Source organism: Streptomyces sp. NPDC048411 (assembly GCF_040704695.1).
Classification (GTDB): domain Bacteria; phylum Actinomycetota; class Actinomycetes; order Streptomycetales; family Streptomycetaceae; genus Streptomyces.
In genome coordinates this window covers 17,536-32,977 of sequence record NZ_JBEZKL010000081.1, presented here as the reverse complement: position 1 = coordinate 32,977, position 15,442 = coordinate 17,536, and the positions used below count along the sequence as shown (strand labels likewise).

The following is a 15,442-nucleotide window of genomic DNA, read 5'->3' as shown; positions in this document are numbered from 1 at the left end:
CTACTGCCCCCGCCCGCGGGCGGTTCGGGCGATGGGTGCCACGGAGCCTATCCGTGGCACCCTTCGCCGTATCGGCCGGGTGAGCTGTGCGTCAGCCCTGCGAATGGCTGTTCTGCCTGCCGTCCGCCGGTTTCAGCGGGACTTGGGCGGTGTCCGTCGGGTCCGGGACGGTCGGCGGCCCGCTCGACGTGTCGCCCGAGGGCGTCGGGTCGGACGACGTCGACGGGGGCGGACTGTCCGCCGGCGGCTCGGAGGACGGTGCCGCGCTGGACGGCTCGCCCGACGGGCTGGCCGACTCCGACGGCTGCGTGCTCGGGCTCGGCGAGGTCGACGTCGGCGGCGGCGGCGCCACGGCCGCACCCATGTTCGTGTCGAGGTTGAAGGTGCTGGTCCCGCCCATCACCTGGAACGTGTAGTCCGCCCAGATCTCGGCCGGGAAGCCACCGCCGTTGACGCGGCCGCCGCCCGCGGCGCCCTTCAGGGTGACCTGCGCACCCTTCTGGATCTGGTTGCCGTCGGCCCCCTTGTGGGACTCGGCGGCCTCACCGAAGAGACCGACCGAGGTGACGAGCTTCGGGGTGTAGCCGGTGAACCAGGCCGACTTGTTGTTGTCCGAGGTGCCCGTCTTGCCGGCCACCTGCTGGCCGCCGCGGCCCGGGGCGTCGCGCACCGAGGCCCGGGCCGTGCCGTCGTCGACCACGCCGGTCAGCACCGAGGTCACCGAGTCCGCGGCCTGGCGGCTGATCACCTGCTCGCCGATCGGGTCGGGCAGCGCGATCGGGACGCCCTGCCGGGAGGCGGACTTCACGATCGACGGGGTGACCTTCTTGCCGTGGTTGTCGAGCGTCGCGTAGATCCCGGCCATCTCCATGGGGCTCGCGCCCATGGAGCCGAGGGTCTGCGCCGGCACGACCGGCAGGCCCTCGACGTTCATGCCGAGCTTGCCCGCGGTCTCCATCACCTTGTCCATGTGGACGTCCACGCCCATCTGCGCGAAGACGGAGTTGATGGACTTGTTCATCGCCGTCTGGACGGTGACCGGGCCGTAGTTCGCGTTGTCCTCGTTGGGCGGCGCGAAGGCGATGTCACTGCCCTGGACCGGGCGCCGGCTGTTGCCGTCGTACCGGGTGTTGGCGGTGATCGGCTGCCCGTCCTGCGTCCGGGCCTCCTGGTCGAGCGCCGCGGCGAGGATGATCGGCTTGAAGGTGGAGGCGGGCTGGTAGTCGCGCCGGGTGGCGTTCGACGTCCAGTGCTCGGTCAGCCCGGTGCCGCCGTACAGGGCGAGGACCCCGCCCGTCTTCGGATCCACCGAGACCGCGCCGGCCTGCACATCCTTGTCGACGCTGCGGCCCTTCGTGTCGAGCTTGCTGGTCAGCCCGTCCTTGACCGACTGCTCCAGCTGCTGCTGCTTCTTCTTGTCGATGGTGACCGTGATGGTCCAGCCGCCCGCGTCGAACTGCTCATCGGTGAGGTGCTCCTGCTTCTGCACCACGGCCCGCGCCGCATTGACGATGTAGCCCTTCTGGCCGGTGAGACCGTCCGCGGGCTTGGGGGCCTGCGGCACCGGGAATTGCAGCCCCTGGCGCTTGCCGGCGTCCAGCCAGTGCTCGCCGACCATGTTGTTCAGTACGTAGTTCCAGCGCTCTTTGACCAGCCGCTTGCCCGTGGGCGAGGCGGCGGCCCAGTCGTACTGGCTCGGCGCCTGGAGCAGCGCCGCGAGGTAGGCGCCCTCGGCGACGTTCAGGTCCCGGGCGTCCTTGCCGTAGTACGCCTGCGCGGCGGCCTGGATGCCGTAGGCGCCACGACCGTAGTAGCTGGTGTTGATGTACCCGGCAAGGATGTCGTTCTTGCTCTTCTTCTGGTCGACCTTGAGGGAGATCACCAGCTCCTTGAGCTTGCGGGTGATCGTCTGGTCCTGGTCCAGGTAGTAGTTCTTGACGTACTGCTGGGTGATCGTCGAGCCACCCTGCTTGCCCTTGCCGGACAACGTGTTGATCAGACCGCGCGCGGTGCCCTTGAAGTCGACGCCCTGGTCCGTGTAGAAGGACTTGTTCTCGGCGGCGACGAAGGTCCGCTGCACGTCCTTGGGGACCTCGGACAGCCCTACGATCTCCCGGTTGACCTCGCCGGTACGGGCCAGCACAGTGCCGTCGGGGTACTTGTAGACGTTGCTCTGGAGCTTGGCCTGGGCGTTGCCCTCGGGTATGTCCACGATCATGTAGAGCACGAGGAACGTGCCCATGCCGAGCAGGCAGAACCCGAAGAAGGTGCCCAGCAGTTTCTTCCACGTGAAGAGTCTGCGTATGCCGCCGCTCTTCGTAGCCCGTCGCGCACCGCGCTGCTGGGCTCGTCGCGCATCCGCTCGACCCATCGCTGTCTTGCTCCCTGTTTCTCTGCTCGCCCGGATCCCCCTCGGCCCAGCCAGCTAACACTGTCGGTGGGGACAAAAAGCAAGAGATCCGGCCCTTTGCGGACGTGACAATCAGCACCCGCTCCTTAGGGAACCGACTCACGAGAGGTGCGCATGGTTGCGAGGACAGCTGATCCGCGAGCAGATTGCCAGCACTTTTAACCAGACAATCAGGGCGATTCCATGACCGACCATCCTGCTTCGTACACCGACCCGCGCCCAACGATGCCGGAACCCGTCAGCAATCCGATGGTCGTGCTGTACGGAGACCAGGCGGCGCAGTCGGTGCTCAATAGGGACGCCCTGTACCAGACCCTGGTCGCCCGGCACTCGAGGACCGGGGCCAGGGGGCCGGCAGCACGCGGTTCCGGAAACGGGCACGGGAAGGCTCATCAGGGTCGGCCCGGGATCGGGTATACACCCTAGGTATACACGCCGCGTATAGTGCTCAACATGTCTATCGGCCACACCCTGCTGGGACTTCTGGAGTCCGGCCCCCGCCACGGCTACGACCTCAAGCGCACGTTCGACGAGAAGTTCGGCCACGACCGCCCCCTGCACTACGGGCAGGTCTACTCGACCATGTCCCGGCTCCTCAAGAACGGCCTCGTCGAGGTCGACGGCATCGAGAGCGGCGGCGGCCCCGAGCGCAAGCGGTACGCCATCACCGAGGCCGGGATCACCGATGTCTCGGCCTGGCTCGCCCAGCCCGAGAAGCCGGAGCCGTATCTCCAGTCGACGCTCTACACCAAGGTCGTCCTGGCCCTGCTCACCGGCCGCAGCGCCGCCGATCTGCTGGACGCCCAGCGCTCCGAGCACCTGCGCCTGATGCGTATCCTCACCGACCGCAAGCGCAAGGGCGACCTGGCCGACCAGCTGATCTGCGATCACGCGCTGTTCCACCTCGAAGCCGACCTCCGCTGGCTGGAACTGACCGCCGCGCGACTCGGCCAGCTCGCGAAGGTGGTGAACCCGTGACCCCCGCCGGTTCCCTGCTGACCGCACACGACCTGCACAAGTCGTACGGTTCGACACCGGCGCTCGACGGCGCCTCGTTCTCCATCCACCCCGGCGAGGTCGTCGCCGTGATGGGTCCGTCCGGCTCCGGCAAGTCGACCCTGCTGCACTGCCTCGCCGGGATCGTCACCCCCGACCGCGGCACGGTCACCTACGCGGGCCGCGAGCTCTCCACGATGTCCGACGCCGAACGCAGCGCCCTGCGCCGCACCGAGTTCGGCTTTGTCTTCCAGTTCGGCCAGCTCGTCCCGGAGCTGACCTGTGTGGAGAACGTCGCCCTGCCGCTCCGGCTCAGCGGCGCCCGGCGCAAGGACGCCGAACGCACCGCCCTGACATGGATGGAGCGCCTGGAGGTCGACGACCTCGGCGCCAAGCGCCCCGCCGAGGTCTCCGGTGGCCAGGGTCAGCGCGTGGCCGTGGCCCGCGCCCTCGCCTCCTCCCCCAAGGTGATCTTCGCGGACGAGCCGACCGGCGCCCTGGACTCCCTCAACAGCGAGCGGGTCATGGAGCTGCTCACCGAGGCCGCCCGGTCCGCCGGCGTCGCCGTGGTCCTGGTGACGCACGAGGTCCGCCTCGCCGCCTACTCCGACCGTGACGTCACCGTGCGCGACGGCCGGGCCCTCGATCCGGAGCACGCGGTATGACCCTGCTCGACCGCACGACGGACCCGGTCACCGAGCAGCCCCGGCCCACCGAGCGCTCCCGGTCCGCCGCACTGCTGCGCGATCTTGGTCTCGGCATACGGTTCGCCTGCTCAGGAGGGCGCGAGGGCTGGACCCGCACCCTGCTCACCGCCGTCGGCGTCGGCCTCGGTGTGGCGCTGCTGCTGGCCGCCTCCTCCGTGCCGCATCTGATCGACCACCGTTCCGCGCGTGAGCAGGCCCGCACCGAGACCAAGATCTCCGAGTCGCCGGACGCCCTGGCCAAGAAGTCGGACACCTCGGTGCTCCGGATCAGCGCAGAGACGGAGTACCGCGGCCGCACCATCGATGGCTTCCTGATGCGTGCGGACGGCGCCCACCCGGTCGTCCCGCCGGGCGTCGCGCGCTTCCCCGGCACGGACGAGATGGTGGTCTCCCCCACGCTGAAGGGCCTGCTGGGTTCCTCGGAGGGCAGCCTTCTCAAGGAGCGGCTGCCGTACCGGATCACCGGCACGATCGGCGAGGCGGGCCTGGTGGCCCCGGGAGAGCTGCTCTTCTACGTGGGCAGCGACACCCTGACTCCCGCCAACGGCGGCCACCGGATCGCCGGTTACGGCGACCCGGGCCCGGGCAAGGAGATGCCGCCCATTCTCATCGTGCTGATCATCATGATCTGCGTGGTGCTGCTGGTGCCGGTCGCCATCTTCATCGCGACGGCCGTGCGCTTCGGCGGGGACCGCCGCGACCGCCGGCTCGCCGCGCTGCGTCTGGTCGGTGCGGACATCCGAATGACCCGCCGGATCGCGGCCGGCGAGGCGCTCTTCGGGGCGTTGCTCGGCCTGCTGACCGGCCTGGTGCTCTTCCTGGTGGGGCGTCAGTTCATGGGCTCCGTCGAGGTGTGGGACGTCAGCGCCTTCCCGTCGGACCTGGTCCCCGACCCCTGGCTGACGGCGCTGATCGCCGTCGCGGTTCCCGTGGCGGCGGTGCTCGTCACGCTGACCGCCCTGCGTTCGGTGGTGATCGAACCGCTCGGCGTCGTACGCAACGGCCACAATCGCAGGCGCCGGCTCTGGTGGCGGCTGCTGATACCCGTCGCGGGACTGGCGGTGCTCGGGCTGACCGGCAAGGTCGACGAGTTCTCCCCGGTGAATCCGTATCCGATCGCGGGCGGCGCTGTACTGGTCCTGGCAGGGCTCGCGCTGCTGCTGCCCTGGCTGGTCGAGGCGTGCGTCAACCGGCTGCGTGGCGGACCGGTGCCCTGGCAGCTGGCCACCCGCAGGCTCCAGCTGAGCAGCGGGGCGGCCTCCCGCGCGGTCAGCGGCATCGCGGTCGCGGTCGCGGGTGCGGTGGCACTGCAGATGCTGTTCGCCGCGGTGGGCGACGAGTTCAACCGGATGACGGGGCAGGACCCGGCGCGCGCCCAGTTCTACACGTTCTCCGAGAACGTCACCGGTGAAGCGGCCACCCGGACCATCAAGGAGTTCCGGGCCACTGAGGGCGTGAAGGCGGTCATCGGCACGGTCGAGGCGTACGCCTTCAAGCCGGGCACGTACAAGGACGACGAAGTCCAGCCCACCACCTCGCTGACCGTGGGCGACTGCGCGACTCTGCGCGAGATCGCCCGGATCGGCTCCTGCAAGGAGGGCGACGCGTTCATCGTCCACCCCAGGGACAAGGACATGGCCGAGTGGATGGACAAGACCGCCCGCAAGGGCGAGGCGGTCGAGCTCGACTACGAGGTGGGATCGGCACCCGGCAAGAAGTCGAAGCTGTGGACCCTGCCCGCCGACACTCCGACTGTTTCCCCCCGCCGCGATCCGATGGGAGAGGAGCACTGGGGCATCATGGCGACGGCCGGCGCGATCGACCCGAGCACCCTGCCGCACGCGCAGACCAAGGCGCAGATCCGGGTCGACGAGAGTGTCAAGGACGTCGCCGAGTACGTACGGAACACGGCCGCCCGGCTCGACCCCGGGATGCGCGTCGTGACCCTCAAGTCGGTGGCCCGTGACCGCCAGTACGCCAGCGTGCAGACCGGTCTCCAGGTCGGCGCGACCGCGACCCTGCTGCTGATCGCCGCCGCGATGCTGGTGTCGCAGCTGGAACAGCTCCGGGAGCGCAAGCGGCTGCTCTCGGTCCTCGTCGCCTTCGGCACCCAGCGGAGCACGCTCGGCTGGTCGGTGCTCTGGCAGACCGCCGTACCGGTGGTCATCGGCCTGGTGGTGGCCGTCGCGGGCGGTCTCGGCCTGGGTGCGGTGATGGTCTGGATGGTCGCCAAGAAGGTGACCGACTGGTGGTTGTTCCTCCCGATGACCGGCGCGGGAGCGGCACTGATCCTGCTGGTGACTCTGGTCTCGCTGCCATCGGTGTGGCGCCTGATGCAGCCGGACGGCCTGCGCACGGAGTGATGGCGCGGTGGTCGCAAGGGGTGCGGTCCCCGGGGGACCGCACCCCTTCCTCCTGCTCTACGCGCCCGTCGTCACCCGTACCGGCAGCGCCCGCATCGCCTCACGCAACGCGGCGGCGAACTCCTCGAACTCGCCCTGTCGGGCCGCCCCCGTCCGCATGCCCAGCGCCACCCGCCGCGTCGGCGCGGGCTCCGCGAAGTACCCAGTGGTCAGCGCGTCGTTGCGGGCGGTCTCGACGGTCACGGCGGTACGCGGCAGCAGTGTCACCCCGAGTCCGCCCGCGACCAGCTGCACCAGCGTGGAGAGCCCGGCCGCGGTCGTGGTGACCGGCGCCCCCTCCGTACGGCCCGCCTCCCGGCAGATGTCGAGGGCCTGGTCGCGCAGGCAGTGCCCCTCGTCGAGCAGCAGCAACGGCAGTTCGCGCAGCGCCTCGCGCGGAATGTCGGTGCGCCCGCCCAGCCAGTGGCTGCGCTCCATGACCAGCACGAAGTCCTCGTCGAAAAGCGGGAGTTCGGTCACCTGCGGCACCCCGAGAGGTACGGCGAGCAGCAGCAGGTCCAGCCGTCCGGCGGCCAGCCCCTCCAGCAGCGACGAGGTTTGTTCCTCGTGCACCTGGAGGTCGAGCTCCGGGTAGCGGTCGTGGACCAGCCGCAGCACGGCCGGCAGCAGATACGGGGCGACGGTCGGGATCACACCGAGTCTGAGCACTCCGGTGAACGGCGCCCGGACCGCCTCGGCCTCCTCCATCAGCTCGCCCACGGCCTCCAGCACCACCCGGGCTCGCACCGCGAGCCGTTCCCCGGCGGGCGAGAGCAGTACCTTGCGCGTCGTACGCTCGATGAGCTGGACACCGAGCGTCTCCTCCAGCGCGGACACGGCTCCGGAGAGCGCGGGCTGACTCATCCCGATTGCTGCCGCCGCATCCCTGAAGTGCAGATGTTCGGCCACGGCCGCGAAGGCGCGCAGCTGCGACAGGCTGGGCTGTTTGGGGCGATTGCCCTGGTTACCCTGCGCCACTGATAGGCACCTCCGATCATCACGACCAAGTATAGCTATTTCCGCGATCAATGCCCTCTGTGTCATGGTGGACACCGTCCAACCCTCAGGAACTCCCGCAAAAGGGAATTCCTACGCTGCAAGGAGAGCGCGTGCTCACTGTCGGTGACAAGTTCCCCGAGTTCGACCTGACTGCTTGTGTTTCGCTGGAGAGCGGCAAGGAGTTCGAGCAGATCAACCACAAGACCTACGAGGGCAAGTGGAAGATCGTCTTCGCGTGGCCGAAGGACTTCACCTTCGTGTGCCCCACCGAGATCGCCGCCTTCGGCAAGCTGAACGACGAGTTCGCCGACCGTGACGCCCAGATCCTCGGCTTCTCCGGTGACTCCGAGTTCGTGCACCACGCCTGGCGCAAGGACCACCCGGACCTGACCGACCTGCCTTTCCCGATGATGGCCGACTCGAAGCACGAGCTCATGCGTGACCTCGGCATCGAGGGCGAGGACGGCTTCGCGCAGCGCGCCGTCTTCATCGTCGACCAGAACAACGAGATCCAGTTCACGATGGTGACCGCCGGTTCCGTGGGCCGTAACCCCAAGGAGGTCCTCCGGGTCCTCGACGCCCTGCAGACCGACGAGCTGTGCCCGTGCAACTGGACCAAGGGCGAGAGCACCCTGGACCCGGTCGCGCTCCTCTCCGGCGAGTGAGCTGACACCGACATGGCACTCGACGAACTGAAGGCCGCTGTTCCGGACTTCGCCAAGGACCTGAAGCTGAACCTCGGTTCGGTCATCGGGAACAGCGAGCTCCCGCAGCAGCAGCTGTGGGGTACCGTCCTCGCCTGCGCGATCGCCTCACGCTCGCCGAAGGTGCTGCGCGAGCTGGCGCCGGAGGCCAAGGCCAACCTCTCCGCCGAGGCGTACACCGCGGCGAAGTCGGCGGCCGCCATCATGGCGATGAACAACGTCTTCTACCGGACCCGGCACCTGCTGTCGGACCCCGAGTACGGGACGCTCCGTGCGGGTCTGCGGATGAACGTCATCGGCAAGCCGGGCGTGGAGAAGGTCGACTTCGAACTGTGGTCGCTCGCCGTCTCCGCGATCAACGGCTGCGGCCAGTGCCTGGACTCACACGAGCAGGTGCTGCGCAAGGCCGGCGTGGACCGTGAGACCATTCAGGAAGCCGTCAAGATCGCCTCGGTGATCCAGGCGGTCGGCGTCACCCTCGAAGCCGAGGCCGTGCTCGCCGAGCAGTAACAGCAGCACCCCTGATACGAGAAGGGCCCCGAGGACGACCGACCGTCCTCGGGGCCCTTCTTCTGCCCTACTCCGTCGCCGGCTGCGCCGCTTCCATATCGGCGTCGCCGACGCCGTGGTCCTTGGGTGGCGGTCCCGGCGCCCGGGTCGGGGCGACGCCGTCGGCCGAGGCGCCGCGCGGCTGCGGTGCGTGCCGCAGCACCTGCTCCTGCCCGTACGCCCGCAGATAGCCGACCACCGTGTTGGTGACGGCGACCAGCGGAACCGCGACGACCGCACCGCCGATGCCCGCGATCATGCCGCCGGCGGCGACCGAGAGGACGACGGCGAGCGGGTGGACGCGTACCGCACGGCCGAGGATGAACGGCTGCAGCACATGGCCCTCGATCTGCTGCACGGCCAGCACCACGACCAGCACCATCAGCGCGGTGAACACCCCCTCGGTGACCAGCGCGACGACCACCGCGAGCGCTCCGGAGATCACCGCGCCGACGAGCGGGATGAAGGCGAAGAGGAAGATGAAGACGGCGAGCGGCACCGCCATCGGCACATCGAGGAACCAGATGCCGAGCCCGATGAAGATCGCGTCGATCAGGGCGACCAGCACCGTGCCGCGCACATAGGCGGTCAGCGTCCCCCAGGCACGTGGCCCGGCGCCCGCGACACCCGGCCGTGCCTGCGCGGGCACCAGCTTCAGCACCCAGTGCCAGATGCGCTTCCCGTCGTACAGCAGGAAGAGCGTCGAGAACATCGCCAGCAGCATCCCGGTGAGAAGCTCCGCCATCACGGTGACGCCCTGGAGTCCGGCGGAGGTTATCTCCTCGGTGTTGGTGCCGATGGTGTCGCTGAGATTCTTCGCGACATCGTTGATCTGCTGCTCGGTGACATGGAAGGGGCTGTCGAGCAGCCATCGCTTCAGCTCCTCGATACCGTCCCGCACCTTGTCGGAGAGAGTGTCGAGGTTGTCCATGACCTGCCAGACCACGAACCAGCCGACCAGGCCCATGATGACGAAGCCGAGTATCGCGGTGACGGCGGTGGCGAGACCCCGCGGCAGCCCGTACCGCCGCAGCCGGGAGACGGTCGGCTGCAGCATCGCGGTGACGAGCAGCGCGGCCACGAACGCCAGCACCACGAGCTGTATGGCGCTGATGACCTTCATCAGCACCCAGAGCGTGCCCGCGAGGACGAGCAGCCGCCAGCCGGCCTCGGCCGCGACGCGCATCCCCCAGGGGATCGCCGCGACCGGATCGGGGCGGGCGGCGACCGCGGGTGCGTAGGCGGGCGGCGCCGGGACCCGGCCGGGGGCGGTGGACCGGTCTTCGGCGGTGGACACCGCGGCGACGACCGCGACCGGGACTTCGGCCTGCGCGTCCCGTTCCCCCTCGACATCCCCCTCGGCCTCGGCCGCGGCGCGACGTTCCTCCAGGCGGTCGCCCAGCTCGCTCAGTTCGGCGCCCAGCCGCCCGAGCCATCCTGGCAGTTTCGACATGAGTGTTTCTCTACCCCCGAGTTCTCTCCACACCACTCCCCCGGAGTCGTCCGGACGACGGTACACGCGCGAAGCCCCTCACCGTAGGACGGTGAGGGGCTTCGCAAGGTTGAGACCGGAACCTCGGAAGGTTCTAGTACCAGTGGTTCGCCTGCCAGAAGGACCAGGCACCGCACGGGGAGCCGTAGCGGCCGTCCATGTAGCCGAGGCCCCACTTGATCTGGGTGGCCGGGTTGGTCTGCCAGTCGGCACCGGCGGACGCCATCTTGGAACCGGGGAGCGCCTGGACGAGACCGTACGCACCGGAGGACGCGTTGGTCGCCCGGTAGTTCCAAGTCGACTCGTGGTTCACGATATTGCTGAAGCACTGGAACTGGTCGCCGGGGATCATCTGGCGAGCCATCGCCTGGACTTCGGCCACGGTGTACGAGCTCTGCGTGGCGAAGGCGGAGGCGGAACGCACCGCGGACCGGCTGGCGCGCTGGGCGTCCGCCTTGGCCTGACGCTCCTTCTCCAGCTTGTCCTCGGCCGCCTGCTTCTTCGACTGGGCGTCCTTGGCGGCCTGGATGCGGGCCGCTTCTTCCACGGACTTCTTCGCTGCCGCGTCGGCTGCGGACGCCTGGGCGTCCGCCTGCTGCGTCAGCGAGGCGGTCTGCACCTGGGCCTGCTGGCCCGCAGGGATGTCGGCGAGAAGCGTCGTGTCGGCTGCGGTCGCCTCGAAGTTGTTGTCGTCGGCAGCAGGAGTGCTGCCCGATGCAACGCCTACGACGGCGCCGACGGTGGTGACCGCAGTGGCAGATGCCACGGCGAACCCCCGGACCGAGATCCGGCTCACACGGTGTCCTTCCAGCATCGCCCGCTTAGGTGACCTCGCGGGCGCAATCGTGCCCCTGGCACTGGCCTCCCTACTGCTTGGGTCACGGGAGGCACGGGCCCGGTGGGCGACTCCCCTGGAGGAGTGCCGCGTGGTGCTCGCGGGCGGCATACGGACGGCGATTGTTGAGTTGTCTGATGCGTGGCACCTCTGGAGGTGCGGGTGTGCCGTATGCGGGGCCTGACGGAAGCAAGACTCTGCCGGAACGGGCCGCCGCGAAGCAATTCTCCGTTGCGTGTGAAAGCTCACACCCCGTTTGGTCCACGTGTTTTACGAAAAGGGTGCCGCAGCACGATGCCGCCCGGCTAAGCTCTTCGGCTCGCCGGGCGGCATCAATGGTCGCATCCCGTATCAGATCTGACCTTCCTCCAGCATTTCGGTCACCAGCGCGGCGATCTGCGAGCGCTCGGAACGGGTGAGCGTGACATGCGCGAAGAGCGGATGGCCCTTCAGCTTCTCGACCACGGCGACGACTCCGTCGTACCGGCCGACCCGGAGGTTGTCCCGCTGCGCCACGTCATGCGTGAGCACCACTCGGGAATTTGCCCCAATCCTGGACAACACGGTCAGCAGGACGTTCCGTTCGAGCGACTGCGCCTCGTCGACGATCACGAACGCGTCGTGGAGCGAGCGGCCCCGGATGTGGGTGAGCGGCAGAACCTCCAGCATCCCGCGCCTCAGCACCTCCTCGATCACCTCGCGCCCGGCGACCGCCGAGAGCGTGTCGAAGACGGCCTGCGCCCACGGGCTCATCTTCTCGGCCTCGGTGCCGGGGAGATAGCCGAGCTCCTGGCCGCCGACCGCGTACAGCGGCCGGAAGACCATCACCTTCTGGTGCTGCCTCCGCTCCAGGACGGCCTCCAGACCGGCGCAGAGCGCCAGCGCCGACTTGCCGGTGCCGGCCCGGCCGCCCAGCGACACGATGCCGACGTCCTGGTCGAGCAGCAGATCGAGAGCGATGCGCTGCTCGGCGCTGCGGCCATGGATCCCGAAGGCCTCCCGGTCGCCGCGGACGAGGCGCACATGGCCCTCGGCGGTGATCCGGCCGAGCGCCTTGCCGCGCTCGGACTGCAGGACCAGTCCGGTGTGCACGGGCAGGTCGGCGGCCTCGGGGACGTAGAGCGTCTCCTCCCCGAAGAGCAGATCCACCTGATCGGCGGAGAGGGGCAGTTCCGACATGCCCGTCCAGCCGGAGTCGGTGACGGCGAGCTCGGCGCGGTACTCCTCCGCGAGGAGACCGACCGAGGATGCCTTGATGCGCAGCGGCAGATCCTTGGAGACGACCGTGACGTCATACCCCTCGGCCTGGAGATTGCGCGCGACCGCGAGAATCCGTGAGTCGTTGTCCCCCAACCGGTAGCCGGCGGGCAGCACGCCGGGGTCGGAATGGTTGAGTTCGACGCGCAGCGTCCCGCCGAGATCCCCGAGCGGAATCGGGGCATCCAGCCGGCCGTAGCGGACCCGGAAGTCGTCCAGCAGGCGCAGGGCCTGCCGGGCGAAGTAGCCGAGCTCCGGATGGTGCCGCTTGGCCTCCAGTTCCGTGACCACGACGATCGGGAGCACGACTTCGTGCTCGTCGAACCGGGCCATGGCGTTCGGATCGGCCAGCAGGACGCTGGTGTCGAGAACATAGGTGCGCCTGTCGGGCATGCGGCGCTTTGTGCTGGTCACCACGGAAGGACGTACCCCCTCGGACGAGGTTGGGGTGCGACGGCGTCGCGGAGCATCCCAATGGGAGAGGACGGACCGGGCTGCGACCCTCTTGCACGGGCCGAGCTCCGGCCCTCCGCGTCAGCCGCACAGTGTGTACGGTCCTTCGTGTGCAAAGGGCCTCCCGGGCGAGCGGACTCCATGCCGCTCACTTGGACACGACGTCCGCCTGGTTTTTGACCGGACGTCGACCTGTCAGGGGTATTCCCTCGAACACGCGAAGCCATGCCGCGCCGGGGGCGCGGGTGAGCCGGGAGTGGTACCCCAGGGCGCGTGGGTTCGGGTGTGGGCCGTCCGGGGACAGCGCCCCGGGCGCGCGAGTCCGGGCCGCCCGGCCAAGGGTTCCGTCCTCAAACGCCGGACTGGCTGCTCTTCGGACCCGCCCCTGCACGCGGGCCCCCGCCGGGCACTCGAGCCCGTCCGGCGACGGAGGACGGAACCGGTTCCGTGGAGGGCGGCACGTGACGACTCCGGGCACGCGGGTCCGGGCCCACCCGGCCGAAGGGTTCCGTGGAGGAGGCGGGCGGCGTCAGCCGCCGAAGCGGCGGCCTCGGGCGGCGTAGTCGCGCAGCGCGCGGAGGAAGTCGACCTTGCGGAACGCCGGCCAGAAGACTTCGCAGAAGTAGTACTCGGAGTGCGCGCTCTGCCAGAGCATGAAGCCGGACAGCCGCTGTTCGCCGCTCGTGCGGATCACCAGGTCCGGATCCGGCTGCCCCCGCGTGTAGAGGTGCTCCGAGATCAGGTCGGTGGAGACGATCTCCGCCAGGTCCTCGAAGGACGTCCCCTTGGACGCGTGGTCGAGCAGCAGCGACCGGACCGCGTCCGCGATCTCCTGCCGCCCGCCGTAGCCGACGGCGACATTGACCAGTATTCCGTCGACCCCGGACGTGGCCTGCTCGGCCTCCTTGAGGACGGTCTGCGTGTCCGCGGGCAGCAGGTCGAGGGTGCCGACGTGGTGGACGCGCCACCGGCCGTCCGCAGCCAGGTCGCGCACCGTGTTCTCGATGATGCCGAGGAGCGGCTTCAGCTCGGACTCGGGCCGGTCGAAGTTGTCCGTGGACAGCAGCCACAGGGTGACGACCTCGACATCGGTCTCACTGCACCAGCCGAGAAGCTCCTGGATCTTGTCCGCACCCGCCTGGTGCCCCTGCGCGGCCGTGCCGCCGGACGCCTTCGCCCAGCGCCGGTTGCCGTCGAGGATGACACCGATGTGCTTGGGCACCTGGGCGTGGTCGAGGCGGGCCTCCACCCGGCGTGCGTAGAGCCCGTACACCAGGTCGCGCAAGTTCACTGAGTTCACCTCTCGGTTCCGTGCGGGCCCTCCCGCCCCATTGCCCGGGGTCGGGGGTCGACCCCGTGGGGATCGTCGCACCGGTCCGCAGAGTCCGTAGCTCCGCCGTGCCGTGGCAGTCCCCGAGGCCGCCACATTACTGCGCAGGCACCGCACCGGCCCAACCCGGCCTGTCACAAGTCCGTGATAAGGAGGGAAACGTGACTGATTCTTCTTTCTCCTACCGGGCCGCCGGTTCGCGCTACGACTCCATGGAGTACCGCCGCACCGGCCGCAGCGGTCTCAAGCTCCCCGCCGTCTCGCTCGGCCTGTGGCACAACTTCGGCGACGACCGCACCCTGGACTCCCAGCGGGCGATTCTGCGCCGCGCCTTCGACCTCGGTGTGACCCACTTCGACCTGGCCAACAACTACGGGCCGCCGCCCGGCTCCGCCGAGCTCAACTTCGGAAAGCTCTTCCAGCAGGACTTCGCCCCGTACCGTGACGAACTGATCATTTCGACCAAGGCCGGGTACGACATGCACCCCGGCCCGTACGGCGAATGGGGCTCCCGCAAGTATCTGCTGTCGTCGCTCGACGCCTCGCTGAAGCGGATGCAGCTCGACTACGTCGACATCTTCTACTCGCACCGCTTCGACCCGGACACTCCGCTCGAGGAAACCATGGGTGCGCTGGCCTCCGCCGTGCAGCAGGGCAAGGCGCTGTACGTGGGCGTCTCCTCGTACAACTCGGAGCAGACCGCCGAGGCGGCCGCGCTGCTCAAGGAGATGGGCGTGCCGGCCCTGATCCACCAGCCGTCCTACTCGATGATCAACCGCTGGACCGAGGACGACGGGCTGCTCGACACGCTGGAGGAGGCCGGCATGGGCTGCATCTCCTTCGTGCCGCTCGCCCAGGGGCTGCTCACGAACAAGTACCTGAAGGGCATCCCGGAGGGTTCGCGCGCCACCCAGGGCAAGTCCCTCGACCCTGATCTGCTCTCGGACGAGGTGATCCGCCGGCTGAACGGGCTGAACGACATCGCGCAGCGGCGCGGGCAGTCACTCGCTCAGCTGGCGCTCACCTGGGTGCTGCGGGACAGCCGGATGACGTCGGCCCTGATCGGCGCTTCGAGCGTGAAGCAGCTGGAGGAGAACGTCGCGGCGCTCGCCGGGCCGGCACTGTCGGCCGAGGAGCTGAAGGAGATCGACACCTTCGCCGTGGACACCGCCGGCACCAACATCTGGGCCGGCCGGGGCTGAGAGTCCGGTCTTCGCCGGACGGGTACAAAAAACGGGCCGGTCCGTGGGGGGGGATACGGACCGGCCCGAGGGGGGGTTTCCACCATAACCCTTCGTAAGTGATGCT

Annotated in this window: 12 protein-coding genes; 6 read left to right on the top strand and 6 right to left on the bottom strand. The window is 69.1% G+C overall.

Going from position 1 to position 15,442, the window contains the following annotated elements:
• Positions 1–91 precede the first annotated feature (91 nt).
• A complete protein-coding gene (locus AB0915_RS25325) occupies positions 92–2,371 on the bottom strand; it encodes a transglycosylase domain-containing protein (protein ID WP_366693259.1) in 2,280 nt (759 codons plus the stop codon).
• 492 nt (positions 2,372–2,863) lie between these two features.
• On the opposite strand from AB0915_RS25325, the gene AB0915_RS25320 reads away from it, so the two are divergent.
• From AB0915_RS25320 to AB0915_RS25310, 3 genes are read left to right on the top strand one after another with little or no spacing between them, the layout of a single operon-like run.
• On the top strand, positions 2,864–3,388 hold the full coding sequence (locus AB0915_RS25320; protein WP_366693258.1) for a PadR family transcriptional regulator: 525 nt from the start codon (positions 2,864–2,866) through the stop codon (positions 3,386–3,388).
• Positions 3,385–4,071 carry an ABC transporter ATP-binding protein gene (locus AB0915_RS25315; RefSeq protein WP_366693257.1) on the top strand — a complete coding sequence of 229 codons (687 nt, stop codon included), beginning with the start codon at positions 3,385–3,387 and terminating at the stop codon, positions 4,069–4,071. The genes AB0915_RS25320 and AB0915_RS25315 overlap by 4 nt, the downstream gene beginning before the upstream one ends.
• Positions 4,068–6,476, top strand: a complete 2,409-nt coding sequence (locus AB0915_RS25310) for an FtsX-like permease family protein (protein ID WP_366693256.1) — start codon at positions 4,068–4,070, stop codon at positions 6,474–6,476. Before AB0915_RS25315 ends, AB0915_RS25310 begins: the two co-directional genes overlap by 4 nt.
• Positions 6,477–6,533: 57 nt before the next feature.
• Here the strand turns inward: AB0915_RS25310 and AB0915_RS25305 are convergent, their stop codons facing one another.
• Positions 6,534–7,493: a hydrogen peroxide-inducible genes activator gene (locus AB0915_RS25305; protein WP_366693255.1), complete on the bottom strand. Its 960-nt coding sequence runs from the start codon at positions 7,491–7,493 to the stop codon at positions 6,534–6,536.
• Positions 7,494–7,624: 131 nt separating this feature from the next.
• On the opposite strand from AB0915_RS25305, the gene AB0915_RS25300 reads away from it, so the two are divergent.
• Both AB0915_RS25300 and AB0915_RS25295 read left to right on the top strand, forming a co-directional pair.
• On the top strand, positions 7,625–8,179 hold the full coding sequence (locus AB0915_RS25300; protein ID WP_366693254.1) for a peroxiredoxin: 555 nt from the start codon (positions 7,625–7,627) through the stop codon (positions 8,177–8,179).
• A gap of 12 nt (positions 8,180–8,191) precedes the next feature.
• The gene (locus AB0915_RS25295; RefSeq protein WP_366693253.1) at positions 8,192–8,728 is read left to right on the top strand and encodes an alkyl hydroperoxide reductase; all 537 of its coding nucleotides are present in this window, start codon (positions 8,192–8,194) and stop codon (positions 8,726–8,728) included.
• A gap of 67 nt (positions 8,729–8,795) precedes the next feature.
• Here AB0915_RS25295 and AB0915_RS25290 read toward each other — a convergent pair whose 3' ends face one another.
• The 4 genes from AB0915_RS25290 to AB0915_RS25275 form a co-directional block, all read right to left on the bottom strand.
• On the bottom strand, positions 8,796–10,220 hold the full coding sequence (locus AB0915_RS25290; protein ID WP_366693252.1) for an AI-2E family transporter: 1,425 nt from the start codon (positions 10,218–10,220) through the stop codon (positions 8,796–8,798).
• Between the two features lie 133 nt (positions 10,221–10,353).
• Positions 10,354–11,055: a lytic transglycosylase domain-containing protein gene (locus tag AB0915_RS25285; RefSeq protein ID WP_366693251.1), complete on the bottom strand. Its 702-nt coding sequence runs from the start codon at positions 11,053–11,055 to the stop codon at positions 10,354–10,356.
• Between the two features lie 390 nt (positions 11,056–11,445).
• On the bottom strand, positions 11,446–12,768 hold the full coding sequence (locus tag AB0915_RS25280) for a PhoH family protein (RefSeq protein ID WP_366693250.1): 1,323 nt from the start codon (positions 12,766–12,768) through the stop codon (positions 11,446–11,448).
• Positions 12,769–13,333: 565 nt separating this feature from the next.
• A complete protein-coding gene (locus tag AB0915_RS25275; RefSeq protein ID WP_366693249.1) occupies positions 13,334–14,095 on the bottom strand; it encodes an isoprenyl transferase in 762 nt (253 codons plus the stop codon).
• Between the two features lie 200 nt (positions 14,096–14,295).
• Between AB0915_RS25275 and mgrA the strand changes: the two genes are divergently transcribed.
• Complete coding sequence (gene mgrA / locus AB0915_RS25270) at positions 14,296–15,336, top strand: L-glyceraldehyde 3-phosphate reductase (protein WP_366693248.1); 1,041 nt, start codon at positions 14,296–14,298, stop codon at positions 15,334–15,336.
• The last annotated feature ends 106 nt before the right edge of the window (positions 15,337–15,442 follow it).

Coding starts and splice junctions, on each gene's coding strand:
- AB0915_RS25325 (WP_366693259.1), bottom strand. CDS start 2,371: ATGGGTCGAGCGGATGCGCGACGAGCCCAGCAGCGCGGTGCGCGACGG.
- AB0915_RS25320 (WP_366693258.1), top strand. CDS start 2,864: ATGTCTATCGGCCACACCCTGCTGGGACTTCTGGAGTCCGGCCCCCGC.
- AB0915_RS25310 (WP_366693256.1), top strand. CDS start 4,068: ATGACCCTGCTCGACCGCACGACGGACCCGGTCACCGAGCAGCCCCGG.
- AB0915_RS25295 (WP_366693253.1), top strand. CDS start 8,192: ATGGCACTCGACGAACTGAAGGCCGCTGTTCCGGACTTCGCCAAGGAC.
- AB0915_RS25290 (WP_366693252.1), bottom strand. CDS start 10,220: ATGTCGAAACTGCCAGGATGGCTCGGGCGGCTGGGCGCCGAACTGAGC.